The sequence below is a fragment of the Lapidilactobacillus gannanensis genome, from assembly GCF_003946675.1.
Classification (GTDB): domain Bacteria; phylum Bacillota; class Bacilli; order Lactobacillales; family Lactobacillaceae; genus Lapidilactobacillus; species Lapidilactobacillus gannanensis.
This window is the reverse complement of sequence record NZ_RHOT01000015.1, coordinates 24,678-50,396: the sequence shown is the minus strand read 5'-3', so window position 1 is coordinate 50,396 and position 25,719 is coordinate 24,678. Positions and strand designations below refer to the sequence as shown.

The following is a 25,719-nucleotide window of genomic DNA, read 5'->3' as shown; positions in this document are numbered from 1 at the left end:
CTCGCTCATGTTTATCTGGCTACGGTCTACATTGCCTCAATTTGCATCTTACTTAAGTAGTTTTCAGACGGACCCTAATTAAAAGAACTTTTAAGGGGCTGTGTGCAATAATTCCTTTATGGTTGTCAGATGAAATACAATAATTCTTTGTTAAAAATAGCGTTATTTCAGGAGTTGATGGTATGTTAATTTTTAAATTTGGAAAAAAGTCGAAACTGATCAACTATTTATTTTGGACAGCTTTAGATAGTCTGCAAAGTGTGTTCATGGCGTTCATTCTCGGGCGGTTTATTGCCGCCGCGACCAAAGTGAATATGGCGCTTTTCTTGCAGAACAGTTTGATTGCGATTGTGGGGTTTCTGATTTTTTGTGGGATTAGTTTGTTGCAGGTTAATGCTGAGACGCGCTATGTTGCTGCGGCTAATCTGGAAATAAAACAGATTATGATCAAAGAGTTATTAACCACCGCGCCGCAGAACAAGGCAATTTCCGATAATATTTCTTTCATGACCAACGATTTAAAGTTATTAGAAACTAATGGTATTAAAGCGGAAATGGATATGGTCACGAATGTACTGACCTTTGTTTTTGCGCTGGTTGCTTCTTTGACTTACGATATTTGGACGACGTTAGCGTTTTTTGTCGGTTCGTTAGTGCCGCTGTTGATTTCTAATTTCACTCAAGGTCGAATCAGTCAACGAGGAAAAGAATGGTCTCAGGCTAACGCTAGTTTTACTAATCGTTTAAAGGATGTTTTAACGGGCAAACGAACGATTCGGACTTACCATGCTGAGGCAACGCTGGGGAAGAAGTTGTTGGGACTAGGTGGCCAGTTAGAGAATAGTTTGCGGCGGATGAATTTAACCATTGGTGTGGCTAATTCGCTGGCGTATACTGTGGCCATGCTGACGGCAATGACCATTCCTTTTGGCGTCGGGGTTTATCGGATTATTTTAGGGGCGCTGACTTTGGCCAGTTTCGTGTCAGTAATGCAATTATCCAATAGTATTGCCAATCCTTTAATGGCAATTGTTGGTGCTAATAATCAGCGGCAAACGATTACTGAAATTCAACAACGGGTGTTAACGGCCAAGCAGAATCAATTTGCTAAGGCCAAGAATCAATCGACATCAGGTCAGAGTCAAACAATCAGCGAATTTTCTGATCTACAGTTACATAATTTGGCGGTCACCGTTGATCAACGGGACTTATTCAAGCAGTTGAACTTAAAAATTTCAGCTGGTGAGAAGGTCTTGATCACGGCACCTTCTGGGTTTGGCAAGTCGACGTTATTGGCAGTTTTGCAGGATGAATTGGTGCCCAGTGCCGGCGATTATACGTTTAATGTGCAACCAATGACGCAGTTTTCACCAGCCAGTATTGAGGAACAATTTGCTTGGATCAGTCAGCAACCTTTTGCTTTTGATGACACGATTCAATTTAATCTTACTTTAGGTCGAACTTTTAGTGACCAACAAATTCAGCAGGCCTTGAAAAACGCTGGATTACCACAGTTTAGTACTGCTGAAGGATTGAAATATCAAGTTGGTGAAAATGGCCAGAATCTTTCTGGTGGTGAATTACAGCGTTTGGAAATTGCCCGGGCTCAGCTTTATGACCGACCAATTATCCTCGCTGATGAAGCAACTTCTTCATTAGATCAGACCACAGCCGAACAAATCCATCAATTATTTATCGCTAGTCAGCAGACCTTGATTGAGGTGGCGCATCAGGTGCCTGAAGACCAACTAAAAGACTATGATCAAGTTATTCGCTTGGATCAAGTGACGGTACATGGATAAACAGAATAAAGCTGTGTAAAAACGGCGCAAAATACCCCCCAGTTTGGACGATTATTTCAAACTGGGGGGTTTATAGATGCTGAATAATAAACAAAAATATAAAAATATTAGTGATAATTTGCGTATTTAAAAGTTGAATCTACTATCGTGAAACAGAAGTATGTTTGATTTTCAGACCGATTTTTAAAAGTAATAATTTGCTATAATGAATTAACGGATCAGCCATCAAAAATACGAATCAAGAAGCAAGCGAGGTACGTTGTCATGAATCATGAGCAAGTAAAATTTCTATTATATAAAACTGAAGACAGTGATGTTGGTGTTGATGTCATTATTAGTGATGATACGATTTGGACGACGCAAAAGTCCATGGCCGAATTATTTGGCGTCGATAAATCGACAATTTCAAGACATCTAAGAAATATATTTGAAATTAACGAACTTAGCGAGTCTACGACAGTTGCAAAAATTGCAACTGTCGTAAACAACGGGGTTTTTGGCAATATGGATAAAGATATTAACTACTATAATTTAGATGTAATTATCTCAGTTGGCTATCGAGTTAATTCGACTCAGGCGACTCGTTTCCGACAGTGGGCGACAAAAACTTTAAATGAATACATGATTAAGGGCTTTGTGCTTGATGATGATCGCTTAAAACAGGGATCAAATTTATTGAACAAAGATTATTTTGACGAATTACTTGAACGAGTTCGCTCAATTAGAGCAAGTGAACGGCGAGTCTGGCAGAAAATAACTGATATTTTCGCCGAAATTAGTTCAGATTATGATAAAGATAGTCCGATAACTAAAAAGTTTTATGCCAATGTTCAAAATAAGTTTCACTACGCAATAACTGGACAAACGGGTGCTGAAATTATCTACACCCATGCTGATCAGAATCAGCCGCACGTGGGTTTGACCACCTGGAAGAATTCTCCAGATGGCCGAGTTTTAAAAAGTGATACTCAAGTTGCCAATAACTATCTAAATGAAAAACAAGTTAAACAATTGGAACGTAATGTTTCAAGTTATTTTGATTATATCGAAGATTTGATTGAACGCAGGAATACTTTTACAATGAAAGAATTCTCTGATAGTATTGACCGCTTTTTGTCTTTCAGAGAGTACGAAATATTGCCTAATCATGGTTCTATCTCAATGAAAACCGCTAAAGATAAAGCAGCATAAGAGTATGATGAATTTAATAAGACCCAAAGAATAACTTCAGATTTTGATAAACAAGTTAAAAAAATGATTACTGATAATCATCGTTGAGTTAACGTTCAGGTGATGACGATAATCTTTATTGCAATCAGAGTGTGACAAAAGGCGTTAAGCGGAACCGGCTGCCTTCTGAGAACACGTTTCAGTAGATAAAGTTCGTTTTATTTTTGGAAAATAGACTTATGTCACAGCCTCAAATATAAAAAGAGCTAGGGGGGTAAAATCCTCCTAGCTCATTTTTATATGACGTAATAATTTTTGCGTTTATTCAGTCCTTAATCAGGATAATCTTCGCCATAAATATAGCGGTGTAATTTGAAATATTGTTCGCCTAATTTACGTTCATTTTGATTATCTTTAGGCTGGTAGTATTGCCGGCCAGCAAGACCCTTTGGCATGTAATTCTGTTGGGTGATTTGATGAGGGCTGGCAAAAGGACTGTCAATCAAGCCACCGCCAGTGATTTCCTCAGAGTGTTTATAGTGCATGTCACGTAATCCTCGTGGCATGGGGTGCTCATTGGGATGCTCAGTGTCAGCGTCTAACTTGGCCCAAGTTTCATCAAAGGAACCAGACTTGGGCGAGATGCACATTAACGTAGTGGCAAACATCAGTGGGTATTTGGCCTTGGGCATGCCGACTTTTTCAGCTTGGTTGGCGGCGATCACAATCTGAGTGGCTTATTCGGGATTTGCTAGGCCGATATAGGTATAGGGAATTTCTCGTAAGCGCCGAACTACGGAAGGTAAATCATTGTTCTTTAGTAAAATAGCTAAGTAGTAAAGGGCTGCATCAGTGTCAGAACCGGCCATTGAATCTGAGTAGGCTGATAAATAATCATAATGTTTCGTTGCTTTGCGGTCATAGCTAAAATGCTGCTGTTGGGCAAAATTCTGGACTGCTGCCACGGTAATTTGTGCCGCATCAATGGCGTGGATCGTTTCCAAAATATTTAAGGCCACGCGTAAATCACCATCGGCAGAAACAGCAATCAGTTCGAGGGCATTTGCTTCGACCTGGTCGTCAGTTAGATGGTAAATATCGGTCACTGCGCGCTGCAAAGTAGTTTGAATATCGGCCTCGTCCAGTGCCTGAAATTCAAAGATTTGGCAGCGTGAACGGATTGCCGGCACAATCGACATGATTGGATTTTCAGTAGTGGCGCCAATCAGCATGACATGACCGTTTTCCAAATATGGCAACAAGAAATCTTGGAGCGTTTTGGTCAGTCGGTGAATTTCATCGACCAATAACACGAAGGACTGATTGGGGTAGAGGGCAATTGCCTAAGTGAGCTGGGCTTTATTGTCGGTTGAGGCGTTGAAGGTCACGAAAGGATAATGATTTTGCCGGGCAATAATTTGAGCCAAACTGGTTTTGCCGGTGCCTGGTGGTCCCCAAAGAATCAGCGGAATATTAACATGGCAATCAATAATTTGGCGCAGCGGTTGGCCGGGAGCTAATAATTGCTGCTGACCAACCATTTGCGCTAATTCTTGAGGCCGCATTTGATCGGCCAACGGTGTTTTAAATGCCAAAATCAGGTTCCTTTCTGGGATTAAGTTGTTCACGCAGTTTATTTATGATTAAATGACTGGTATTATCATAACACGAGCTTTTCGAGTTAAGGGATTGTGGGTTTGTTGACTGACGGATAGCGAAGAATTCGCCGACATGATTACTGAGTTCTTCATGAGCAATCAATTATTGATGCTTGCCGACTTTTTGAATTCGATTTTGAATCAGAACACGTCAATTTTCAAGTAATATTGGCAATGCTATCCTAATTAAGGACACAAAAAAACCAGCAACCACGGCGTTTTATCGCTGCGTGATCACTGGTTAATATCGATTATGGGTGGTCAGGGGATCGAACCCTGGACCCACGGATTAAGAGTCCGTTGCTCTGCCAGCTGAGCTAACCACCCAAATATCTGACGACTTAACTATATTAGCATATGGAATATAGTCTCGCAACCCTTCCACGGCTTTTTTTGGCCAAAAAATTTAAAAAAGTTTATTTTTTTGATGTAAAAACCATTTACTTACTATAACGAAGAGTTAAAATAAGCCTCTCCTTCAAAATTTCTACTTATTTAGGCGTAATTAATAAAGAAGGCCGCTGATAGTAGTTTTTTGTGCTGAAATCTTGTTCAAGCCGCTTCCTAGTTAAGTAACGGCAGGAGCCGAACGATAAACAGGTGTGAAACGGAATAGGGTCTGACTCTGTTCCGGGCTGCTTGGCGTGGAACACGGCCGACGTTGATCTGAGCCAATTACAACTCGAATTGTCTCAGATACAAGTCTTGTTCTAAATGGCAAATCCATTAAGAACAATTTGGCTGCTTCTCGCAGGCTCTTACGCAAATACAAACCAATTGGCTGACGCCAAGGTCCCTCCACGCCGTCTGGAGTTAAGGTGGTTGACTTCATCTTTACTAGTATTCAGAGGCAGTGATTGGGAGATTGTGCCAATCATCTACTTATGTCGTAGACTAAATTTCGCAGCTGACGCCAATCGCTCGGTCCCTACCGGTGTTAACTAGTAGAACTCAACACCACTATTTGCCAATCTTTCTGGATAAGATCAGAGATTGTTGAGTGGGTTTGCTTTTTGTAATCTGGTCAACTGTCACGACAAGTTGAATCAAGTTGATTAGCCTCACCGAAATTGTCTTAACATCTAACAACGATGAAATGCACTAACTCAACTTCAGACGCAATGGAGGGATCTTGTCGTCAGCCGCCAAATTCTCGTTGGTGCTTTAGCACTTGAGAAGACCTGTATTGGAGAACTTTGTGCAACAAAGACTTCAATCAGCGTCGGCCGCGTTCCACGACAAGCAGCCCGCAATGGAGTCTGGAACTAGTTCTGTTCTTATTAACCATACACGATTTTTTGAAGTAGTTCACTGGTATTTGGGGAGTGTAATTAATGGCAAAACTGCATTAAAAATGGGTATTTCTGTGTAAAAGAGAAGAACCTTTGTGCTTTTTTCTGAAAGTTAGTATAATAGATTGGGAACGCTCTAAGGAGGAACCATAAATATGGCGAAAAAAATCTTAGTTGTTGATGATGAGAAACCTATTTCGGATATCGTCAAGTTCTCTTTAACTAAAGAGGGCTACGATGTGTACGTCGCTTATGATGGCGAAGAAGCACTAAAAAAAGTTGAAGAAGTTAATCCAGATTTAATTCTGTTAGATTTAATGTTACCTAAGGTTGATGGTTTGGAAGTGGCTCGTGAAGTTCGCAAGACACACGACATGCCAATTATTATGGTCACGGCCAAAGATTCAGAAATCGATAAAGTCATCGGTTTGGAATTAGGCGCCGATGATTATGTTACGAAACCATTTTCTAACCGAGAGCTAGTGGCCCGTGTTAAGGCTAATTTACGGCGGCAAGCGACAGCTTCAGCTGACAGTGAGGAAGATGATCATCATGAAATCGATGTTGGTGATTTAACGATTTTCCCAGAAGCTTACGATGTTGCTAAACGCGGTGAAAAAATTGAGCTGACCCATCGTGAATTTGAATTATTACATTATTTGGCTAAGCATCTCGGCCAAGTGATGACTCGGGAACATTTGCTACAAACAGTTTGGGGTTATGACTACTTTGGTGATGTCCGGACTGTTGATGTGACTGTTCGGCGTTTGCGGGAGAAAATCGAAGATAATCCTAGCCATCCTGACTGGATCATGACTCGCCGTGGAGTTGGCTACTATTTGAAGAATCCTGATAACGATTAAGAAATGTAAAATGATTTTAGTTCGTGTTGACTATTGTGAATACGCGTGAGAAAGTGAGACATAAGTTATCTTCGCGTTTGCCTAACATTTGTTTGGCAAAGCGTAACTTCTGTCTCATTTTATTTATAGCGTGTGACAAAAGGCGGTTAACCGGCGAGCATTGATGTAAATACCGAAGAATTCGCAGGAATTGCTCGGTATTTTGTCATTAAGCGGAATCGTTTGCCTTTAGGTCATACAATTAAACTGCTAAAAGTCTTTTTAATAGAATAAAAGATCTATGCAGCTTCAGCGGTCAAGAGAAATTAAGGAAGTGAACTGGGTGTGCGCAAGATTCGCTTGATTTTGCAACATTCGAAACCGTTATGAACGAGAAAATTCGTCCTTTTCAATCAATTCATTTTAAAATAGCGCTGGTGTTCGTCCTACTACTGTTAACCACGATCGAAATTATCGGGGCTTATTTCGTGAAGCAACTGGAACAACAGAATATTAAAACTTTCGAAGATTCAGTGGTCATTCAGCCTTACGTCAGTAGCCAACTAGCCAACGAGTTAAATAACACGAGTACCAGTACTGATGTCGCTAATCGCAATATCAAGAATATTGTGGCCGAGGTTGATAATTCCTCAATTTCAGAAGTTCAGGTTGTTGATAACAAGGGGATTATTCGGGGAACTAGTAATGCCAATGATCAAGGTAATGTTGGCCAGCGGACCCCGGATTCAGAAATTAAAAATGTTATTTATGCTAATCATAAACAGACCCAGATTAGTTCGGATGATCGTGGGGGCAGCTTTTATACCTCGATTACGCCAATTACTAATCCGAGTACTGATGCCAACCAAGTTGTTGGGGCGATTTATGTTAAAGCTAGTATGGATGATGTCTATTCTAATATTAATTCAATTACGTTGATTTTCCTGACTGCTTCATTAGTGGCCGGTTTATTAGGCATGGTCATTGCAATATTTATTGCCCGGGCAATAACACAACCAATTGATGAAATGAAAAAACAAGCTATTCGCATGGCCGATGGTGATTATTCTGGGCAAGTGCGAATTTATGGTCAAGATGAATTAGGTCAGTTGGCGTTGGCGGTCAATAATTTGTCGGTGCGGGTTGAAGAAGCGCAGGAAGTATCCGACGCCGAACGACGGCGGCTAGATTCAGTGTTAAGTCATATGACGGACGGCGTTATTGCCACTGATCACCGCGGGAATGTGACTATTATTAATGAAACGGCTCAAAGTTTCTTGAATTTAAGTAGTGATGATGCAATCGGTGTATCCATTTTAAGTATTCTTGGGATTGAAGATGAGTATTCGTTACGTGATTTGCTGGAAACTCGACATGAGATGACGATTGAACCAGACAAGATTACTCAGAAGCGGAATGCTGATCAGCCAGAAAAGGTGATCACCAGTGAAACTCAAGATTTAATCCTGCATGCTGATTTTTCTTTGATCCAACGGGAAACAGGTTTTATTAGTGGGTTAGTTTGTGTCCTTCATGATATTACCGAGCAAGAAAAAAATGATGCCGAACGGCGGGAGTTTGTTTCCAATGTTTCTCATGAATTACGGACGCCGTTAACCAGTGTTCGCAGTTATATTGAAGCTTTAACAGATGGTGCCTGGCAAGATCCTAAGTTGGCGCCGCAGTTCTTAAGTGTGACTCAAGAAGAAACAGATCGCATGATTCGGATGATCAATGAGTTACTGGCCTTGTCACGACTAGATCAAGGTACAGCTAAGATGGAATTAGAGTTTGTTAATTTAAATGAGTTTTTTAATTACATCCTGAATCGGTTTGACATGATGATCAAAACTGAGAATGAGCGCAACGACAAGAATAATCCGATGTTACCTCATGAAGATAAGCGTTATAGTATTAAGCGCGAATTTGTTAAGCAAGATCTCTGGGTTGAGTTAGACACGGATAAAATGATGCAAGTAATCGACAACATCATGAATAACGCCATCAAATATTCACCAGATGGCGGGGTCATCACTGCGCGACTTATGGAGAATCACCAAAACGTGGTGATTAGTATTAGCGATCAAGGCTTAGGAATTCCCCGAAAAGATATTAATAAAATCTTTGACCGTTTTTACCGAGTTGATAAAGCCCGGTCACGAAAACAAGGTGGGACTGGTTTAGGCTTAGCGATTTCTAAGGAAGTTGTTGAAGCCCATCATGGTCATATCTGGGTCGATAGCGCGGAGGGGCGTGGCTCGACGTTCTACATTTCCTTACCATATCAAACTTACGAGAATGGAGATGAATGGGATGCGGAGGACTAACCTTTTAGTTCGAGTGATTCTAATCTTGGCGGTTGTGTTCAGCTTGATTTTGAGTTTCTTGATTTGGACCAACAATCAGCGCTATGAACGGCGAACAGATACTGAAGCAGGCACGACCACCGATAGTATTACCTCAGCTAATCAACAGAATTTAAGTCAAGTTTATTTACCAACGGCCGTGGTCAATGTTGACAATAAGAAAAATCAGACTTTGGTTTATAACCACAAAGAAAATTTGGCACTAGAAGTACGGCAAGTAGTCCAAAAATGGACATTCCATTCTTTTCGGCGAAGTGCAGTTAGTTATCATGAACTAATGAATCAAAGCGGCACGGTTCAAATGATTTACGCTGATCAAATGTCTTTAAAATTATTTGGCTCAGTAGTGAAGCAGGAACGCTTAAAAGATGTTGTCAATGATATTGCCTTTACGCGCATTATTTTCAGCACATCGAATAATTTGGATCATGTTTATTTTCTCGATGATATTAGTCAGAAAGTTTGGCAAAGTCGTATTAGCGAGACGCGCATTGCGACAATCCGGCATTTAGTGACTAAAGCAGATATGAACCTAGCTGTTAGTCAGGAACAATTAGGCGAGCGACCGCAAGTTTTCTTCAAAAATGAAGTGACGTTACGGCCGTACAGTTACTTAATTAATCGTCGGAACGAAAATACCTATATTTCTGCTTTAATGAGTAATGATAAAAACACTAATGTCGAATCACGGGAGTCTGGTGGACAAACGACTTATTATGGTGGCAGTTACCATAATCAACTAACAGTTGATCATCGTAGTGACCAACTTACTTTCTCTAATAATAGCCAAACTGATGTGCCGAATAACTTGAAGAGTTTGCTTGAAAACAGTTTTACAGCGTTAACCGATATTGGTAATCCGCTAACTGATATTCGCTATTATAGTGTTGATCAAACCAACAATATGGTCGCGTTTCGCAGCTTTGTGGAAGGCTTCCCGATTTTCCAGCAAAGTGATTTCGGTTCGGTAAAAGTAAAATTTTCCAATACAGGTAGTCAAACTGCTTTTTCAAGTCGAATTTTACAAGTACCAGTACCAGCCAAAGCTAATCAGGTGACTTTGCCGGCGACAGAAACGGTTATGAACAAGCTAGTTGCGGCTAATTACTCCCGCAAATCGATTCAAAATTTGGTCATTGGTTATCGCTGGGTCACTGATACGACTGATGCGGATATTGTTGATTTAATGCCAACTTATTATGTCAAAATCAATAATCGTTGGCGTGATTATCAGGACTGGTTGCAAGATCAAACCGGAACGGAGGCGCAATAAATGGATTTTCGGAGAATTGAAATGATTTTCTTGATTGTCTTTCTAGCCCTAGATGTGTTTCTACTCGCTTCCTACACGCAGAAAGGCAGTAACGCCACTTATAACACAACGCCAACCGTTACGAATGAACAGGCTATTATTCAGGATATGAAGGATGATCATATCACTGTGCCCAAACTATCAAATGACAAGGGTGAAGGTTACTATCTAGCTAGTAAAATTGAAGATGTTTTGGCAAGCAACACCAAACAGTTAAGCAGTCAATCAACTTCATATAATTACGACACGCATAAATTAACTAGCCAGTTTAATGTCCCGATTGGTTATGACAAGAATAATGTCGTGACTGTATTGAAAAGCTTTGTGGAGAATGAGCATAACGTCCTTCATGGGCGTGAATACGTCTATCAATCAGGAATGTCAGATGAGAAGAGTACGGTTGTTTTCGCCCAGAAAACTAAACAGGGCGTTATTATTGATCCGCAGGGAACGCTCACTTTCAAAATCAGTAACGGCAATGTGACTGGCTATACCCAAACTTATTTGCCGAATATAACGGTGTTACGGGAGAAACAAACGACAATCAGTGCCCGTGATGCAATCGAGCTGTTATACACTTCGAGTGAGATTTCGCAGAATTCCAAGATTGTTTGGTATAAATTAGGTTATTCTGAATTGATCGATGTTCGTGGGAGTATTATTTACGTACCCGTCTGGAATGTAATGATTCAACATAAGGGTACCAAAAATGAGACCTTGAAAAAGGTTAATGCGCTAACAAAGACGATTATTAAGGGTACCACCACAACTGATGCAAGTAGTAGTTCGTCCAGCAGTGCCAGTACCACGGTTGATGCTGATGATTAGTTAAGATGAACAAACTAATCGCAGTCATGTGACTGTGTTAAAATAAGTTAATGTTTTTGATAAGTAATTTTGAAGGGAAGCTTTATTCATGACGCAACTAGATACAACTGAAGGGCTACGCGTCAGTGTCTTGGCTAGCAGTAGTTCAGGTAATGTCACCTATCTTGAGACCCCACAACATAAAGTTTTGGTCGATGCTGGACTTTCTGGCAAAAAGATTGCTGCCTTAATGGCAAGTATTGGTCGCGATTTAAATGATGTTGATGCCGTTTTTGTCACCCATGAGCATACCGATCATATTCACGGTGTGGGCGTTTTGGCACGGCGTTATCATCTTGATGTTTATGCAAACGAAGGTACCTGGCAAGCGATGAGCCCTAAGATTGGTAAAATCGCACCGGAACAAAAACATATTTTTGAAATGGGCAAAACGTTAAGTCTTGGTGACTTAGATGTTGAGAGTTTTGGCGTTTCCCATGACGCGGCCGAACCGCAATTTTATCAGTTTCATCATGATGATCATGCGTTTGCAATTTTAACGGACACAGGTTATGTTTCTGATCGCGTTGCCAGCACGATTGCCGATGCTGATGGCTATTTAATGGAGTGTAATCACGATTTGATGATGTTGCGAGATGGCCCTTATCCTTGGTCATTAAAGCAGCGTATTCTCGGCGATCAAGGTCATTTGTCTAATGATGATGGCGCTTTAGCTTTAATGAGTGTCTTAGGTCATCGCACCAAAAAGATTTATTTAGGGCATTTAAGTCAGGAGAATAATGCTAAAAAATTAGCGCATCAAACAGTTAGTGATTTCTTGGCTGACCATGATTTTGGTGTTGATGATGCTTTTCAGATTATGGATACTGATCCGGCAGTTGCTGATCCCTTAACAATCGTTTAGTTTAATGACGCAAAAAAGACACAATTAGTTTATGGTTTGTCAGGAGCAATTTCATAAATAATTCAAATTTGCTCAGTAAGATAAAAGTCAGATAAATGAGTTAAAGATGAATCAACTTGTTAGAAATGATTTTAAGGAGATAGATAAAGATGAGTAAGCGTAGAATAAGACGTGGCATCACCTGGTGGCAAATTGCGGTCATCGCTGTTGTATCAGCCTTAATTGGCGGTGGCGTAGCTTTTGCCGGTTTTTCAATGGTTGGGCGTAGCAGTAGTGATACGGCCACTGATTCGTCTGGTACAACGGGTACCACGAAAGTTAGCAATGTTTCTGTTAAAACTAGTAGCTCGATGACCAAGGCATTTACTAAAGTTGAGGGTGCTGTTGTTTCAGTAATTAACGAACAACGACAAAGTCAAAATAATAGTAGCGATATTTTCTCAGATTTATTCGGTAGTAGGGGTAACAGCAAGAGTAGTGGTTCGTCTGACTCAAGTTCCGGCTCCGGAACAAGCTCTTCTGAATTAGAGACAGTTAGTGAAGGTTCAGGCTTGATTTACGCCAAGCAAAACGGGACTGCCTATGTGGTTACCAATAACCACGTCGTTTCTGGTTCTGATGCGCTGCAAGTTATTTTAGCTGATGGTACCAAAGTTTCAGCTAAAATTGTTGGGGCTGATGCGACCTCTGATTTGGCAGTCTTATCAATTAGTGCTGCAAAAGTGACGACCGTTGCTACGTTTGGGGATTCTTCTAAGATTACGCCAGCTGAACCAGTAATTGCGATTGGTTCACCATTGGGTAGTGAGTATGCCACTTCTGTGACAGAAGGGATTGTTTCCGCGAAGAATCGGACAATCGATGTGACTGATGACACTACTGGTCAGACAACTGGTCAAGCAACCGTGATTCAAACAGATGCGGCAATTAATCCGGGGAACTCTGGTGGCCCGTTAGTTAATAGTTCTGGTCAAGTTATTGGGATCAACTCATTGAAGTATGCCCAAAACACAGATGGTACTTCAGTTGAGGGGATGGGCTTTGCTTATCCAAGTAATGAAGTTGTGCAAATTATTGATCAATTAGTTAAAAATGGTAAAGTCGTCCGGCCAGCACTTGGCGTCGGCGTCGTAGATCTAACTAATATTTCTGCTGATCAACAAAAATCAACTTTGAAATTGCCAACTAATATTACTAGTGGTGTGGTCATTGCCTCAGTTGAATCTGGTGGGCCAGCAGCGAAAGCTGGTTTGAAGAAGTACGATACAATTGTTGGGATTGATAGTAAAAAAGTTACTAGCATTGCTGAAGTGCACACTGCAATTTATGCGCACTCAATCGGAGATACCGTAACGGTGAAATACTATCGTGATGGAAAGTTGCAAGAAACGAAAGTTACCTTGACTAAGGAAGCTAGCAGCACAACAAGCTCGAATAGTTCTAGCAGTAACTAAAACAGTGTTTCACTTCAGCACAGTAAATAGGTTATAAATATAAAACTGTCAGAACACGCATTGAAACGTCAAGCGCGTGGTCTGACAGTTTTTTTGTGTCCAAAATGAGGGGTGCTGATCAGGTATGTGTGCAAAGCATACACATTGGCTGACAACCACATCCTCTAAATCGTGGGGTAAGCTAGGGAGCAACTTAGCTTGATGCAGGAATACAGGCGGCTGGTTGAGCAACCGATTTGTGCACAACTAGTTTGTAACAATATGACAAGCATAACGGTTATGCACAACCTGCGGAATAAATACTGCTGACCTAGTTTAGTAACAAAAAAGAGATTGTTAACTAAAAAATCGGTTAATTTTGATTGTTTCACGGAATTGTTCGTAAATATTGCCGCTATAACGAATGTTAAGGCGTTAAGTTCGGGATATCCGATAGTAAAAAACTTGTCAAGCAAAACTTTTATCTACAATAGTTATCCACAGCATGTGGATAAGGGTGTGGATATCCTATGATACCGCGGTAAATAAGCTGTTTTTTAGTTATCCACATTGTTATCGACAGGTGTGGATAACTTTGATAGCTAAAAATAAAGTCAAATAAAAACCTATTCCCATAAGCGTTTCACGGGAATAAACGATTACGGCGAACAATAAAAAGACGTGGAAAACTAATTTTAAAAATATTTATCTTGACAAATATGAATAGAATATTTGGTATCAAGGTGTTATTTTGACACAAGATTCTGCGGCGAACATGTGTACAAGTGGATAACTTTGTGGATAACTTGGGGAAAACATGTTTCAGCTGTGGATAGTGCTTCACTAGCTGGGCATAACTTTTAATAACGCCACCAAAACGGCGGATTTGCAGGTGTTATTAATAAGTACGCCAAGTTAGTCGGATATTTTTAAGCTTATTTGGCAGTTAGCTTTATTGGTCGTGGTGAGTTTTAGCACTGATTTTTTTTAAGTTACGGGTCTTAACGGTCTGATTAATTAAGGAAGAACAAGTCAGGATAACTTAAAGAAGTAATCTGAAATTTTTGAGTATTAAAAAAGCACTGATCAATAAAATTGACCAATGCTAGTTGAAATTTTTTATTAGGAACGGTGCTTGATGGTGGCAGTGTTGAAGTCGATTCGTTTACTCATGTAGTAAATCAGAATGGCACCGACTAGTAGGGAGGCAAATTCGCCAGCAGCAACTGAGCCGTAAGTTAACCAGAATGGTGCTTTTGTTAAAACAACCAATTCCCAAGCAATTAGGAACATCATGACGGTACCAATGACGACGACGCTACCTAGTTTAGCCATCAGGTTAGGCAATTTCTTGCTGACGAAATAAATAATAGTTAGCGAAATTAATGTTTGTAATGATCCCCAAACGATATCAACCACACCTAAAGTACTGGTTAGATTAGCAAGGATACAGCCTAAAGTTACGCCCCAGATATATCGCTTATTGAAAACAACCAAGCAATTTAGCATTTCTGAAAGCCGTAACTGGACAGCCCCGTAACCTAAACCAAACATTTGGCTTAAATAAGTTAGCGCCACATACAATGCAGCAATGATCGCCGAAATGACGAGATCATGCAGATGATTCTGTTCTTTTGTCATGTAAATCCTCCTTTATAACCCATGACGGTTATTAATAACTGTGACCAAAGGAAATACCCAGATTGGGATTAGAAGTGCCACAGTGGTACAAAAAATGTCCGACTACCATGATAACGGAGATGGCATGGCTTTACAATAGTTAAAAGCGGTGAATTGCGCGAGTTTCGAAATAAAGTCGTTGGTATTACTAGCAAGAGATTGAGGAAAAGGGGCCAATCTGCAGCCGGCCTGTGCTAAGATTAAAGAAGAAAAAGTAGCGGAGTTGAGGATAGTGCGGGACTTACAGCCAAAACGAATTGTCGTTAAAGTTGGCACCAGTTCATTAGTATTAGCAAATGGAAAGTTGAATTTACGGGCGATTGGTCGCTTGGCTTATGTGTTAACTGATTTATGTAATCATGATTATCAAGTTATTTTGGTTTCTAGTGGCGCCATGGGTGCGGGCCGCGATATGTTACATATTAAGGAACGACCTACGGAAATTCCAGAACAGCAGGCGTTGGCGGCGATTGGTCAAAGTCGCTTGATTGGGATTTATACGCGCGAGTTTGCAGAGTATCAACAAATTGTCGCCCAAGTTCTGCTGACGCGCGATGTGATTATTTTTCCCGAAAGTCACTGTAACGTGGTCAACACCTTGAACGCGATGCTGGCGAAAAATATCATTCCGATTATTAATGAGAACGATACGGTATCGATTGACGAGTTGGATCATAAAACTAGTTTTAGTGATAACGACGAGCTCTCGGCCATTGTGGCGGAAATTACCCAGGCTGATTTGCTGATTATGTTGTCAGATATTGACGGCTTGTTTACGGCTAATCCCCACAAACATCCTGAGGCACAATTGATTAGTCAAGTCCCAGTTATTGATGACCAAATTCTCAGTTATGCTAGCGGCCGTGATAGTAGTTTCGGTACCGGCGGCATGACCACTAAAATTAACGCCGCCCAACGAATTCTAAAGAATCATCAGCAAATGGTGTTGGCCAATGGCGCTAACCCAGAGATTATTTATGACATTCTAGATGGTCAAGAGATTGGTACTTTATTTAGCAACTCAGTAGTTAGCAAAAAGCAGTAGCTAATAAAATAGATAGGTGAGAATATGACAACTTTAGTAGAAATTGGGCAACAGGCACAAGCTGCCGCCACTGAATTGGCCCTTCTAAAAACAACTGACAAAAATGCGGCGTTACAAACAATGGCGACGGAATTAATTGCTGAAGAAGCCGCAATCTTAGCTGCTAATGAGCTTGATTTAACCGTCGCGGAAACTAACGGCGTGCGGCCAGCAATGTTGGATCGTTTGAAGCTAGATCATGAACGGTTAGTGGGGATGGCGAATGGGTTACAGCAAGTCATGCAGTTACCTGATCCAATTGGCCAGGCAATTTCGGGCTGGCAAACGGAGAATGGTTTGCAAATTGAGAACGTGCGGGTGCCGCTAGGTGTGATTGGAATGATTTATGAAGCCCGGCCCAATGTGACGGTTGATGCTGCTGGTTTGACTCTGAAATCCGGTAATGCGGTAATTTTGCGCGGTGGTAAAGAAGCGATTAAAACGAATTTGGCATTAGCTGGCGCTTTGCAAACTGGTTTGAGAAAAGCAGGCTTGACTGCTAATGCCGTGCAATTGATTGCCGATACTAGCCATGAAACGGCGCAACAATTGATGCAATTAACGGATTATGTGGATGTGCTGATTCCTCGTGGCAGTAGCAAGTTTATTAATTTTGTCGTGCATAACGCTACGGTGCCAGTAATTGAAACTGGCGCTGGTAATTGCCATATTTACGTTGACCAAAATGCTGATTTAAGTATGGCCCGGGAAATAATTATCAATGCGAAGACACAGCGGCCTTCAGTTTGTAACGCTATGGAAAAGCTAGTCGTTCATGAAAAAGTGGCTGCGGAATTCTTGCCAATGATTGCCACAGCCTTAGCGCCATATCATGTCGAACTGCGTGGCGATGCGGCGGCTTGTGCGATTTTACCAGAGATTGTGCCCGCAACTGCCGAAGACTGGGGCACAGAATATGATGACTATATTATGGCCATTAAGGTTGTGCCTGATCTGAATGCGGCAATTACCCATATTAATCGCTATAACACCCACCACTCCGAAGCTATTATTACCAAAGATTATGCGGCGTCCCAAGAATTTCAGCGGCGAATCAATGCGGCGGTGGTTTATACCAACGCTTCAACGCGCTTCACTGATGGCTTCGAGTTTGGTTTTGGTGCCGAGATTGGTATTTCAACACAGAAATTGCATGCCCGCGGGCCAATGGGACTGACAGCGTTGACTTCTAATCAATATCATGTTTATGGTAATGGCCAAATTCGCCAGTAAATGGCGTTGATTGTTTTAAAGCGAGAGGATTTTATGAATGAACATTAAAATTATCGGTGTCGGTAAATTAAAAGAAAAATATTTCCGCGCGGCGATCGCGGAATATGCTAAACGATTGAGTCGGTTTGCTAAATTCGAGATTGTCGAAGTTCCCGACGAAAAAGCGCCAGAGAAATTATCGCAAGCCCAAATGGACCAAGTGATGGCCACTGAGGGCGAACGAATTTTAGCTAAAATCAAGCCAAAAGAATACGTGATTGCTTTGGCGATTAAGGGTAAGGAACGGCCTTCTGAGGTTTTCGCCAAAGAAATAGCTGATCTCAGTACTTATGGGCACAGCGACATTACTTTTGTGATTGGTGGGTCTTTAGGATTGAGCCCCGAAGTTATTGAACGCGCTGATGACCAGCTAAGTTTCGGCCAACTGACCATGCCTCACCAATTAATGCGCGTGGTGCTGAGCGAACAGATCTATCGGGCGTTTATGATTAATGAGGGTAGTCCGTATCATAAGTGATGCGGTTTTAGGTAGCAATCATTTGTGCAGATTGATTAGTTGAGCAGCAGCAACGACACGCAGAGGAAGGTGCAATTATGAGAATCATGAATAGCTTTTATATTGCTCAGCAAAAAGAGTGTCTACTGGACTTGGATTCTTGGTGTTTGTCGTTACATCGGGAAATTAGGCGTTATCCTGCAAAGGTAGCCGTTACGATTGCCGACGTGACCTATGACGGCGTTATTAATCTTGCTCACTACCGGTTTATTGAGCCTTTTGAAGGCGCGATGACTGGTTATCACGACAGTTTATTTATATTTTCTGATCAAAAGCCTCAGGTTGACCAGCAAATAATTACTAATATTCAATTAGTCAGCGAATCAAGTGAAGAAAAATGAGTTTAACATTTGCTGTGTGGCTAAAATCTATGATCCAGATCTAACTGAGAAGTCCCACTTATCAACGTCGCTTTCAAAAGAATTAGACACACTGCAAGCATCAGTGGTCCAATAAATTCATCAAGCTGGTGTTGCTTGAAGATTAAGGCCGAACATTAAACTACATCCAATGTTCGACTTTTTGGGTGAATCTGCGGGGAGATGGATTCAAAAGCATGTTTCCAAGAAACGTCTGCGAAAACGTCGGTTAAGAAAACGACACAAACATAAATAGAATCATTTGGTCGGATGAAAGTAATGGTGATTATTATGAAGTCCAAAGTTGTAGTGGTCAGCGGTTTGACTGCAGGCGGTAAAACTACTTTAGTGCAGGCACTGCATCAGAAATTAAAAAATAGTTGTGTGATTTCTTTTGATGATTACGATATTGATGCTTTGCCATCAGCCCCACCAATTACCGAACCCCTAGCTACTAATGTGGCACAATATGATATTTCAGCTGTTATTAAGGCTTGTCAAAAGGCCAATGGGCATTGTGAGACGATTTTGCTGGACTTTCCGTTTGGTAATCGTCATCCTGATTTAGCCCCTTTGATTGATTTAACAGTTTACAATCAGGTGTCACTTGATGTCCGGTTAGCGCGGCAGTTGTTACGTGATTCAGAGGGTGAACGGGCAGGTCTAATTGCTGCCTATTTAGAAATAGCGCGGCCATTATTTATTGTTAATGAGCAATTTGTAATGGCAACGGCTGATTTGGCCCTAGATGGCATGACGCCTGTTGCTGACCGCGTTTCATTAGTTAAAAATCGTCTAATTCAATTGTAAGTAAAAAGCCAGTCATTACGCTGGCTTTTTTATTATTGATAAATAACTAACCCTTGGCTGTGGCTGAATCTAGTTGGGCGCGAATCCGACTTAATGAAACGGGCGTGATGCCCAAATAACTGGCAATTTCATGGAGAGGAATTCGTGTTAGTATTTCAGGATTATCAGCGATTAGTGCTTGGTAGCGGCCGGTAGCGGTAGTTTGTAGTTGCGCGTAAATACGCCGACGGTAAGTAATGAACCGCTGACATAACCATTGATTTAAATTTACTTCGACATCGGGGTAAGCTTGGCAAAATGCGGTAAAATCCTTTTTACTCAAAACTAATAGGGTGCTATTCTCTAAAGTCGCAATTGTTGAATCACTAGGTTGATCGAGATAGAAGCTTTCAAAAGAGGTTACTGGTTGATTTTCGAAGAAAAATTGTAAAGTTACCTCGCGTTCTGGTGTGTTGTGCCACATCCGCAAACTACCCTGAATAACCAAATATAGTTGGGTGGCAATCTCACCCTCATTAAGTAAAGTGGTCTGAGCAGGTACTTGACGTTTCTGAAACTTTGGTTTGATTTGAGCCCAATGAGCGGCTAAAGCAGGAAATTCCTGCCGAATAGGCGCAGGTAGTTCAAAATTCATCGACCAACATCTCCTTTAGTTAACATTTGTTAAGGCGCCGAGTTTAGCTTGGTTTTAAAATAAGGTTAATAAATTAAGTAAAGCAGGTCTTACTAATGAAAACCGTGATTATTTTTGACCATCCCTATACAGCTGCCGCTTACCAAAATCGGCCACATCAACGTTCTTTTCTGGCAGCACTGGCCCATCAAGTCGTTAATCAATTGACCGCGCAAAAGCAGATGGTTGATTTAATTGATTTACATGCTGATAAATTTGATCCAGTCATGTCGGCGACTGAATTAGCAAATTAGCGTCAAGGCAAGCCGGTTAATCCGCAAGTTGCTGACTACCAGCAGCGTTTAAAAACGGCCGATCAGATTATTTTTATGTTTCCGGTTTGGTGGGAAGTGATGCCAGCGATGACTAAAGGATTCTTGGATAAGGTGTATGCCAAGGGGCAATTATACGATGCGCAGACCATGGCGACCACCTTGACACGCAAACCTAAAATTCGCATCATCACCACTATGAGTACGCCTAATTGGGCTTACCGACTAATTTTTGGGGCGCCACTTGTAAAGGCACTTCGGCGAGGGACGTTTATGAAGACCAGATTGTGGCGGGTTAAATGGCAAAATTTCTCTAGGGTCGAAAAGAAAACAACTGCCGAAAGAAGCCGGTTATTAACTAATTTTCGATTGAAATAAGCCGTTTCTGCAATGTATAAGTCACTGTCCCCGGTGGGCAATCCTTGATTTCACCACAGACTTGATAACCTAGCTTTTCGTAAAAACCGCGGGCTTGGAAATTCCAAGTTTCCATGCGAATACCAGTCAGATTTTGAGCGGTAGCGAAATTTTCAATTGCTAACAAGAGCTTGCGACCAAGGCCCTGTTTTTGATAAGCCTCATTAATTTGTAGTAGTTCCAAGAAATACCAATTATATTGGCTGACACCTACAGCACCGCTAATTAATTGTTGATCAGCGAAAATAAAAAAATCATGCTCAGTTAGGCTAGAACCATGTTGCTTTAGCCAAGGCGATTTCTGGGCATTATTGGCGATTAAGTTCTTAATAATCGCTTTTTTATTGGCTTCGTTATTGCCGAGGCGAATCTCAATCATCATTATTTTGGCTCCTTCAAGAGAATAAGGCGATTATATCATGCTAAGATGGTAAAATTAAGTGACTTTGAGAGCTTGCAATTAAAGCGAACGTTGGGTTATTAGTGAAATCATATTGCGAGTCGATAAAAATTTTTGAGGGTTGTGATGACAATGGCAAAAAAAGAGGTAACACCGCAAAATTCATTTGAATTAGGAACTGCAGCCAAGAAAAAACTGCAAGAAAATTGGCAACAATTAGTGGCCATTAGCGCGACACTGAAAAAAACCGAAGAACCCCTGGATCAGCGGGCTTTTGAAAATTTACAAAAGGTCAATTTAAGTTTATTGAAACCATTTATTCAGAAACTGGAAAAGCAGTATGCGGCGCGAACTGTTGCCAGGTACCGCAATACCCTGACTTTCTACTTAAATGAATATTTGGCGACTCAAGATGACACTTTGTTGTCAGATAATGGCAACTTTGTTGGTGAGATGTATTCGGCTGGTGTGAGTAGGAACGAGGTTAAGCAGGCTGCTCGTGGTCTCCAGAAGTTTTATGTATTCTTACAACAAAATGACTTAATCACGGTCGAACAATTGGCGGATTCCAAGGAGACAGTCAAGCTTAGCGCTGATTCAATGGGCTTGGGTATGGGAATGCTGAAGGAGTATTTTTAGCGCTATTGTGAATCTTCATAATAAATTTATCGTCTATCATAAAACACCAGTAATGCCATTAAATTGGGCTTACTGGTGTTTTTAGTTTATAATGAAGGCGGTTTATTAAGCGCTGCGAGTTGAAACTAAGCTAGCTATTTCTGCTTTTGCTTTTTGGAGATGTGTTCGAGGTTGCAGTCAGTGATGGCTAACTTAATTATTTGCGCAATCGATTGCACCGCTCATCGAATAATTGAAGTTATCCTACGCTGCATCCTGCAACTCTGCACACGTTATTTTATTAGGAGGTTTTATCATGACAAATTATAACTGGGGTATTATTGGACCCGGACGGATTGCTGTGAATTTCTGTGAGCAGTTCCCTGAAGGTCAAACGTTGTATGGGGTAGCCAGTGCCCATAGTCTAGCAAAGGCGCAGGCATTGGCTACCGAATTCAAAATTCCGCACGTTTATCCAAGTCACGAGGCATTGCTGGCCGATCCTAAAATTGATGTGGTCTATATTGCGACGACTAATAATGCCCACTATGAGAATATCAAAGCTGCTTTGGCGGCAGGCAAACATGTATTGGCGGAAAAACCAGTTACTCTAAACTCCGCGCAGTTAGCGGAACTGAATCAACTAGCTGCTGATAAAAAATTAATTCTAATGGAAGCACAGACAATTTATCATATGCCACTTTATCAAAGACTTTTGGAAGTCGTCCAAGAGAAAAAGCTTGGCAACTTAAAATCAGTCCAGGCCTCACTAGGGATGCATGTTGATCTGGCCGATAAAACTGGTCGTTTATTGAATCTGGATTTAGCCGGTGGGGCACTTTTAGACTTGGGGATTTATGCCTTAAGTTTTGCTAGGCGGTTCATGACAGCCACACCTAAGCTTGAAAAAACGGTCATGATTCCAGCGGAAACTGGCGTTGATGATGGTAGTGTAGCGATTATTTCTAATGCTAATCAGGAATTAGGCTCATTTTCATTTAGTCTATCTGCCCGTGGGCCTGAAGTAGGCTATGCTGTCTATGAGCGTGGTTATTTCATCGTCAATCATTATCTGCGGCCTGAACAGGCGATTTTCGTTGATGGGGAGACTGATCAGCAACAGGTGATTACTGCTGGTGAGAATAAACGCGCTATGGGTTACGAAGTGCTTGATATGGCAACGGCTGTTGAAACTGGTACTAATCCCACGGCATCATGGACAGTTGATACAATGGCTTTAATGACAGCGATGCGCCAAGAATGGGGTTTAGTCTATCCTGACGAAAAGTAGCGTGTTTTATTTTGAATGGAAATAATCATGAATGAATTAGGAGGTTGATTTAATGCTAGGAATTGGCCTGTTGATTGTCGCAACTTGTTTAATGGTTTTGATTCAACCAGAAACGCTGCTTAATCTGCGCAATGTTTATTCTGATTTGAAATATGACGGCTTCACGTGGCTTAATTTTAAAAGAGCCGTTAAAAAACATCTGATTTATTGAGTCTGCTGTAAAATATCAACACGAATCTAGTGGTAAATCATCTTGTCTGGAAAGTTATTTCGGGCAAGATGGTTTTTATATTAAGTACTTTGCCAAGATGTTGCGTAAAACAGAGTTAAGATTAGGCAATATCTAGTCAAAAAATCGAGTAGCGAGATAAATAAAAAAGAGTCGAAATCATTTTCTGATTTCGACTCTTTTTTAGGGAAGGGGAGATGTGAATGGCTTCATTCTGAAAATTCTAGTTCTTCAAGAAGTTGATAAACAGGTAATGTGCTAACACCGAATTGGCTCGCAACGCTATTTATTTTTGGTTCACGCTTGGAGAAGGTACCAAGGTCAGGCATTGTGGCCCGGCCGTTGCCATTGGGCAATACCAGCGCTGTCCCAGCGGGTGCAGTTGGTGATCCAATCCATAATTTGTGTATAGGTCAGGATGGTTGATTGATCAGGATGTATTTGACTAGTTACAAAATTTGCTTTGGTCCAATTTGTTAGCCCAGATGGATATTTAATCTCTTCAAAAACAAATGAAGTCATTTTTACTTTTGGATTTGTGGAGAGAAAATTCCAAACATTTCCAAAAACATGCGGTCGATACCAACGATTGTAGGCATCAATTAATGAATTTGAATCTAACAGGTATTCCATTTAATCACGCCAATTCTAATATTTTATTGACGGTTTCGTCGTAAGTCTTAAGAGATACGCCTAACATTCTTGCAGCTTCGGGACTGGCTAATTTTCCAGTAGCCTCATCATTGATGACAGCATTGGCAAAGCGAAGATCAAGGCGAGAGATAGCAGTAGGATAGAAATTACCACCACTAGATTTTGTCTTTAACTCTAGTTGGTTTTTTTGCTCGGCTTTTGCCCAAGCAATTTCAAACGAATGGCAGTTGCTACTAGACTAGTGTGGAATAGTTGTGACAAGTGAACCAGATTGGCCTGATGATTTAAGCTTGTTGATAGAGCCGCTTTTATTTCTTTTAGAGGCATTAACACGGCGCTAGTAATTTGATTGATCCAGCGTTCTTGGTGAATTTCAGTTTCTGGAGAAACATTAAGGATTTCATTATCACCAAGTAAAATATGAACGAATTCATGAATCAATGAAAATATTTTAGCTTTTTTACTATCAGTGCTATTGATAAAAATAAGTGGGATAACGTTATCTACTAAAACAAAAGCTCGAAATTCATTAATATCTAGTGGTCGATGAGTATTGGTACCCACAATACCACTTTGCATGACCATGACGCCAGCATTACTGAGTTTCGAACGTAGTAAATTGAAGAAATCATCATCAGTTAATTTAGTAGCGGCTAGATTTTCAAGATGAAGGATTTCAATTATTTGTTGAGCGACCTTATCAACATTCATGGTTGCTTTAACACTGGCTAATAACTGAAACTTAATCGCTTTATCTTGATTCAACAAAAAGTCTTTCATCCAGGCTTGATAGGATTCCATTACTTGAATGGTTTCAATTAGTCGCCTACTTGGTTGGATGTTCGTGTTATTGATGGTTCTGAACTTGGCAAAGGTATGCTCTTCTTGAGGAAGTGTTTGCTTGAAAAAATAATTAAACGGGATTCGGGTATCATGACTGAAATTCTGAATTTGCTTGAAAGTGGGATAGTCACGAGTGCTAGTTGGATTTTCCCAAGCATGTAAGTCATACTTCTTCATTAGTTCAGTTTCAGACTTCTCGCCATTTTTAATCGCCCACTGAATGACAGTATTACTAACAGAAACTCGCATTGGTGTTACCATCCTAATTCACTCCTTTCAGTCGTACCTATCCAGATTGTATCATAGATATTATGAGGTTTGTTGCTTATTGTGTACTAATTAGTTAACAGCTGAGACTTAATAAGTAATCGGCAGTCGTGCCACAAATCTTTGGCTTCAATTCATCGACATTGGTGATTGTTTTTTAATGTTTAGTATAGTATTTGGCTTGCTAAATAAGGTAGGATATTCACGAGTACATATTTTAACAACTGCTAAATAAGAGGGCAAAATCATGCTAAGTGTAACGGAACAGCATCAAAGAATTACTGATTATTTCCAGATGTGGCTTGATCATGATTTAAAAAAAATAGCCGATTTTTTCACGACTGATTGTGTTTATGAGGAGTGTTACGGGCCGGTTTATCGCAACTTTGCTGAAATTCAGCAGTGGGTTAACCATCAGGAACAGGTTCAGGTGGTGACGGCTTGGCCAATTCACGATTTTATTGATGCTGGCGCGACAGTCATTGTCACTTGGACATTTGCGGCGAAAGAAAAACAAACTAGTTATATTTTTGATGGCGTGTCGCTGATTCATTTTGCAAGTGACGGTCGCTTTGATCATGTGCGTGAGTTTGAAGCCAAACATGAGCGCAATTTTCCTTATGAGTCAATCGCTGATAAATGATTTTATGTGTTCTAGCAGATTAAATTTTATTTATAATAGACTTTAAACAAGAGTAGTTATTGAATCGATCGCGAATTTAATAA

The 25,719-nt window shown here is 40.8% G+C and carries 22 protein-coding genes, 1 tRNA gene and 3 pseudogenes; 19 read left to right on the top strand and 7 right to left on the bottom strand.

The features are described 5' to 3' along the window. Positions 1 to 182 precede the first annotated feature (182 nt). Together EKM81_RS05660 and EKM81_RS05655 are read left to right on the top strand one after the other, a co-directional pair. Positions 183 to 1,802, top strand: a complete 1,620-nt coding sequence (locus tag EKM81_RS05660; protein WP_125649620.1) for an ATP-binding cassette domain-containing protein — start codon at positions 183 to 185, stop codon at positions 1,800 to 1,802. A gap of 264 nt (positions 1,803 to 2,066) precedes the next feature. Then, positions 2,067 to 3,080 (top strand): annotated as a pseudogene (locus tag EKM81_RS05655) (virulence RhuM family protein). Positions 3,081 to 3,304: 224 nt separating this feature from the next. On the opposite strand, the pseudogene EKM81_RS05650 reads toward EKM81_RS05655, so the two are convergent. After that, positions 3,305 to 4,567: pseudogene (locus tag EKM81_RS05650) on the bottom strand (replication-associated recombination protein A). 317 nt (positions 4,568 to 4,884) lie between these two features. Then, a tRNA-Lys gene (locus EKM81_RS05645) sits at positions 4,885 to 4,957 on the bottom strand. Between the two features lie 1,120 nt (positions 4,958 to 6,077). Here EKM81_RS05645 and yycF point away from each other — a divergent pair. From yycF to EKM81_RS05615, 6 genes are all read left to right on the top strand, one after another. Continuing rightward, positions 6,078 to 6,785, top strand: coding sequence for a response regulator YycF (yycF, locus tag EKM81_RS05640; protein WP_125649618.1), 708 nt, complete (start codon positions 6,078 to 6,080; stop codon positions 6,783 to 6,785). A gap of 365 nt (positions 6,786 to 7,150) precedes the next feature. Further along, positions 7,151 to 9,091, top strand: a complete 1,941-nt coding sequence (gene walK, locus EKM81_RS05635; protein ID WP_125649615.1) for a cell wall metabolism sensor histidine kinase WalK — start codon at positions 7,151 to 7,153, stop codon at positions 9,089 to 9,091. After that, complete coding sequence (locus EKM81_RS05630; RefSeq protein ID WP_164509219.1) at positions 9,078 to 10,403, top strand: YycH family regulatory protein; 1,326 nt, start codon at positions 9,078 to 9,080, stop codon at positions 10,401 to 10,403. Before walK ends, EKM81_RS05630 begins: the two co-directional genes overlap by 14 nt. Then, positions 10,404 to 11,270: a two-component system regulatory protein YycI gene (locus EKM81_RS05625; protein ID WP_125649609.1), complete on the top strand. Its 867-nt coding sequence runs from the start codon at positions 10,404 to 10,406 to the stop codon at positions 11,268 to 11,270. It begins immediately after the preceding gene. 88 nt (positions 11,271 to 11,358) lie between these two features. Continuing rightward, positions 11,359 to 12,174 (top strand): MBL fold metallo-hydrolase, encoded by an 816-nt coding sequence (locus tag EKM81_RS05620; RefSeq protein WP_125649606.1) that lies wholly within the window; start codon positions 11,359 to 11,361, stop codon positions 12,172 to 12,174. 149 nt (positions 12,175 to 12,323) lie between these two features. Next, entirely contained in the window at positions 12,324 to 13,628 is a 1,305-nt protein-coding gene (locus tag EKM81_RS05615; RefSeq protein WP_125649603.1) for a S1C family serine protease, read from the top strand. A gap of 1,101 nt (positions 13,629 to 14,729) precedes the next feature. On the opposite strand, the gene EKM81_RS05610 is transcribed toward EKM81_RS05615, so the two are convergent. Continuing rightward, complete coding sequence (locus EKM81_RS05610) at positions 14,730 to 15,248, bottom strand: QueT transporter family protein (RefSeq protein WP_125649600.1); 519 nt, start codon at positions 15,246 to 15,248, stop codon at positions 14,730 to 14,732. 271 nt (positions 15,249 to 15,519) lie between these two features. On the opposite strand from EKM81_RS05610, the gene proB reads away from it, so the two are divergent. From proB to EKM81_RS05585, 5 genes are all read left to right on the top strand, one after another. Then, a complete protein-coding gene (gene proB / locus EKM81_RS05605; RefSeq protein WP_125649597.1) occupies positions 15,520 to 16,332 on the top strand; it encodes a glutamate 5-kinase in 813 nt (270 codons plus the stop codon). A 24-nt stretch (positions 16,333 to 16,356) separates the two neighbouring features. Beyond that, positions 16,357 to 17,604, top strand: a complete 1,248-nt coding sequence (locus EKM81_RS05600) for a glutamate-5-semialdehyde dehydrogenase (RefSeq protein ID WP_125649593.1) — start codon at positions 16,357 to 16,359, stop codon at positions 17,602 to 17,604. A gap of 37 nt (positions 17,605 to 17,641) precedes the next feature. Next, entirely contained in the window at positions 17,642 to 18,121 is a 480-nt protein-coding gene (rlmH, locus tag EKM81_RS05595) for a 23S rRNA (pseudouridine(1915)-N(3))-methyltransferase RlmH (RefSeq protein ID WP_125649590.1), read from the top strand. Positions 18,122 to 18,198: 77 nt separating this feature from the next. Then, positions 18,199 to 18,501 (top strand): hypothetical protein, encoded by a 303-nt coding sequence (locus EKM81_RS05590; RefSeq protein ID WP_125649587.1) that lies wholly within the window; start codon positions 18,199 to 18,201, stop codon positions 18,499 to 18,501. A gap of 297 nt (positions 18,502 to 18,798) precedes the next feature. Continuing rightward, entirely contained in the window at positions 18,799 to 19,329 is a 531-nt protein-coding gene (locus EKM81_RS05585; RefSeq protein WP_191987267.1) for a nucleoside/nucleotide kinase family protein, read from the top strand. Positions 19,330 to 19,375: 46 nt separating this feature from the next. Here EKM81_RS05585 and EKM81_RS05580 read toward each other — a convergent pair whose 3' ends face one another. Then, positions 19,376 to 19,963 carry a Crp/Fnr family transcriptional regulator gene (locus EKM81_RS05580; protein ID WP_125649584.1) on the bottom strand — a complete coding sequence of 196 codons (588 nt, stop codon included), beginning with the start codon at positions 19,961 to 19,963 and terminating at the stop codon, positions 19,376 to 19,378. A 95-nt stretch (positions 19,964 to 20,058) separates the two neighbouring features. On the opposite strand from EKM81_RS05580, the gene EKM81_RS11575 reads away from it, so the two are divergent. Both EKM81_RS11575 and EKM81_RS11570 read left to right on the top strand, forming a co-directional pair. Beyond that, positions 20,059 to 20,256, top strand: coding sequence for a hypothetical protein (locus EKM81_RS11575; protein WP_379880956.1), 198 nt, complete (start codon positions 20,059 to 20,061; stop codon positions 20,254 to 20,256). Positions 20,257 to 20,289: 33 nt separating this feature from the next. Then, positions 20,290 to 20,652: pseudogene (locus EKM81_RS11570) on the top strand (NAD(P)H-dependent oxidoreductase); the annotation flags it as partial. Here the strand turns inward: EKM81_RS11570 and EKM81_RS05570 are convergent. Then, positions 20,633 to 21,073: a GNAT family N-acetyltransferase gene (locus EKM81_RS05570; protein WP_125649581.1), complete on the bottom strand. Its 441-nt coding sequence runs from the start codon at positions 21,071 to 21,073 to the stop codon at positions 20,633 to 20,635. The pseudogene EKM81_RS11570 and the gene EKM81_RS05570 overlap by 20 nt on opposite strands. Positions 21,074 to 21,217: 144 nt before the next feature. Here EKM81_RS05570 and EKM81_RS05565 point away from each other — a divergent pair, with 144 nt between their 5' ends. The 3 genes from EKM81_RS05565 (at position 21,218) to EKM81_RS11160 (ending at position 23,211) form a co-directional block, all read left to right on the top strand. Beyond that, positions 21,218 to 21,730 (top strand): hypothetical protein, encoded by a 513-nt coding sequence (locus EKM81_RS05565; protein WP_125649578.1) that lies wholly within the window; start codon positions 21,218 to 21,220, stop codon positions 21,728 to 21,730. Positions 21,731 to 22,025: 295 nt separating this feature from the next. Beyond that, positions 22,026 to 23,000 (top strand): Gfo/Idh/MocA family protein, encoded by a 975-nt coding sequence (locus tag EKM81_RS05560; protein WP_125649576.1) that lies wholly within the window; start codon positions 22,026 to 22,028, stop codon positions 22,998 to 23,000. Positions 23,001 to 23,052: 52 nt separating this feature from the next. Next, complete coding sequence (locus EKM81_RS11160; RefSeq protein ID WP_164509218.1) at positions 23,053 to 23,211, top strand: hypothetical protein; 159 nt, start codon at positions 23,053 to 23,055, stop codon at positions 23,209 to 23,211. Positions 23,212 to 23,550: 339 nt separating this feature from the next. On the opposite strand, the gene EKM81_RS05555 is transcribed toward EKM81_RS11160, so the two are convergent. Together EKM81_RS05555 and EKM81_RS05550 are read right to left on the bottom strand one after the other, a co-directional pair. Continuing rightward, positions 23,551 to 23,862 (bottom strand): DUF4411 family protein, encoded by a 312-nt coding sequence (locus EKM81_RS05555; RefSeq protein ID WP_125649573.1) that lies wholly within the window; start codon positions 23,860 to 23,862, stop codon positions 23,551 to 23,553. 195 nt (positions 23,863 to 24,057) lie between these two features. After that, on the bottom strand, positions 24,058 to 24,987 hold the full coding sequence (locus tag EKM81_RS05550; RefSeq protein ID WP_125649570.1) for an ImmA/IrrE family metallo-endopeptidase: 930 nt from the start codon (positions 24,985 to 24,987) through the stop codon (positions 24,058 to 24,060). Between the two features lie 253 nt (positions 24,988 to 25,240). Between EKM81_RS05550 and EKM81_RS05545 the strand changes: the two genes are divergently transcribed. After that, positions 25,241 to 25,636, top strand: coding sequence for a nuclear transport factor 2 family protein (locus EKM81_RS05545; protein ID WP_125649567.1), 396 nt, complete (start codon positions 25,241 to 25,243; stop codon positions 25,634 to 25,636). Positions 25,637 to 25,719 lie beyond the last annotated feature (83 nt).

Coding starts and splice junctions, on each gene's coding strand:
- EKM81_RS05545 (WP_125649567.1), top strand. CDS start 25,241: ATGCTAAGTGTAACGGAACAGCATCAAAGAATTACTGATTATTTCCAG.
- EKM81_RS05570 (WP_125649581.1), bottom strand. CDS start 21,073: ATGATGATTGAGATTCGCCTCGGCAATAACGAAGCCAATAAAAAAGCG.
- EKM81_RS05630 (WP_164509219.1), top strand. CDS start 9,078: ATGCGGAGGACTAACCTTTTAGTTCGAGTGATTCTAATCTTGGCGGTT.
- EKM81_RS05590 (WP_125649587.1), top strand. CDS start 18,199: ATGAGAATCATGAATAGCTTTTATATTGCTCAGCAAAAAGAGTGTCTA.
- EKM81_RS05615 (WP_125649603.1), top strand. CDS start 12,324: ATGAGTAAGCGTAGAATAAGACGTGGCATCACCTGGTGGCAAATTGCG.
- EKM81_RS05585 (WP_191987267.1), top strand. CDS start 18,799: ATGGTGATTATTATGAAGTCCAAAGTTGTAGTGGTCAGCGGTTTGACT.
- yycF (WP_125649618.1), top strand. CDS start 6,078: ATGGCGAAAAAAATCTTAGTTGTTGATGATGAGAAACCTATTTCGGAT.
- EKM81_RS05620 (WP_125649606.1), top strand. CDS start 11,359: ATGACGCAACTAGATACAACTGAAGGGCTACGCGTCAGTGTCTTGGCT.
- walK (WP_125649615.1), top strand. CDS start 7,151: ATGAACGAGAAAATTCGTCCTTTTCAATCAATTCATTTTAAAATAGCG.
- EKM81_RS05660 (WP_125649620.1), top strand. CDS start 183: ATGTTAATTTTTAAATTTGGAAAAAAGTCGAAACTGATCAACTATTTA.
- EKM81_RS05555 (WP_125649573.1), bottom strand. CDS start 23,862: ATGGAATACCTGTTAGATTCAAATTCATTAATTGATGCCTACAATCGT.
- EKM81_RS05625 (WP_125649609.1), top strand. CDS start 10,404: ATGGATTTTCGGAGAATTGAAATGATTTTCTTGATTGTCTTTCTAGCC.
- EKM81_RS05560 (WP_125649576.1), top strand. CDS start 22,026: ATGACAAATTATAACTGGGGTATTATTGGACCCGGACGGATTGCTGTG.
- EKM81_RS05600 (WP_125649593.1), top strand. CDS start 16,357: ATGACAACTTTAGTAGAAATTGGGCAACAGGCACAAGCTGCCGCCACT.
- EKM81_RS11160 (WP_164509218.1), top strand. CDS start 23,053: ATGCTAGGAATTGGCCTGTTGATTGTCGCAACTTGTTTAATGGTTTTG.
- rlmH (WP_125649590.1), top strand. CDS start 17,642: ATGAACATTAAAATTATCGGTGTCGGTAAATTAAAAGAAAAATATTTC.
- EKM81_RS05610 (WP_125649600.1), bottom strand. CDS start 15,248: ATGACAAAAGAACAGAATCATCTGCATGATCTCGTCATTTCGGCGATC.
- EKM81_RS05565 (WP_125649578.1), top strand. CDS start 21,218: ATGACAATGGCAAAAAAAGAGGTAACACCGCAAAATTCATTTGAATTA.
- EKM81_RS11575 (WP_379880956.1), top strand. CDS start 20,059: ATGAAAACCGTGATTATTTTTGACCATCCCTATACAGCTGCCGCTTAC.
- EKM81_RS05550 (WP_125649570.1), bottom strand. CDS start 24,987: ATGGTAACACCAATGCGAGTTTCTGTTAGTAATACTGTCATTCAGTGG.
- EKM81_RS05580 (WP_125649584.1), bottom strand. CDS start 19,963: ATGAATTTTGAACTACCTGCGCCTATTCGGCAGGAATTTCCTGCTTTA.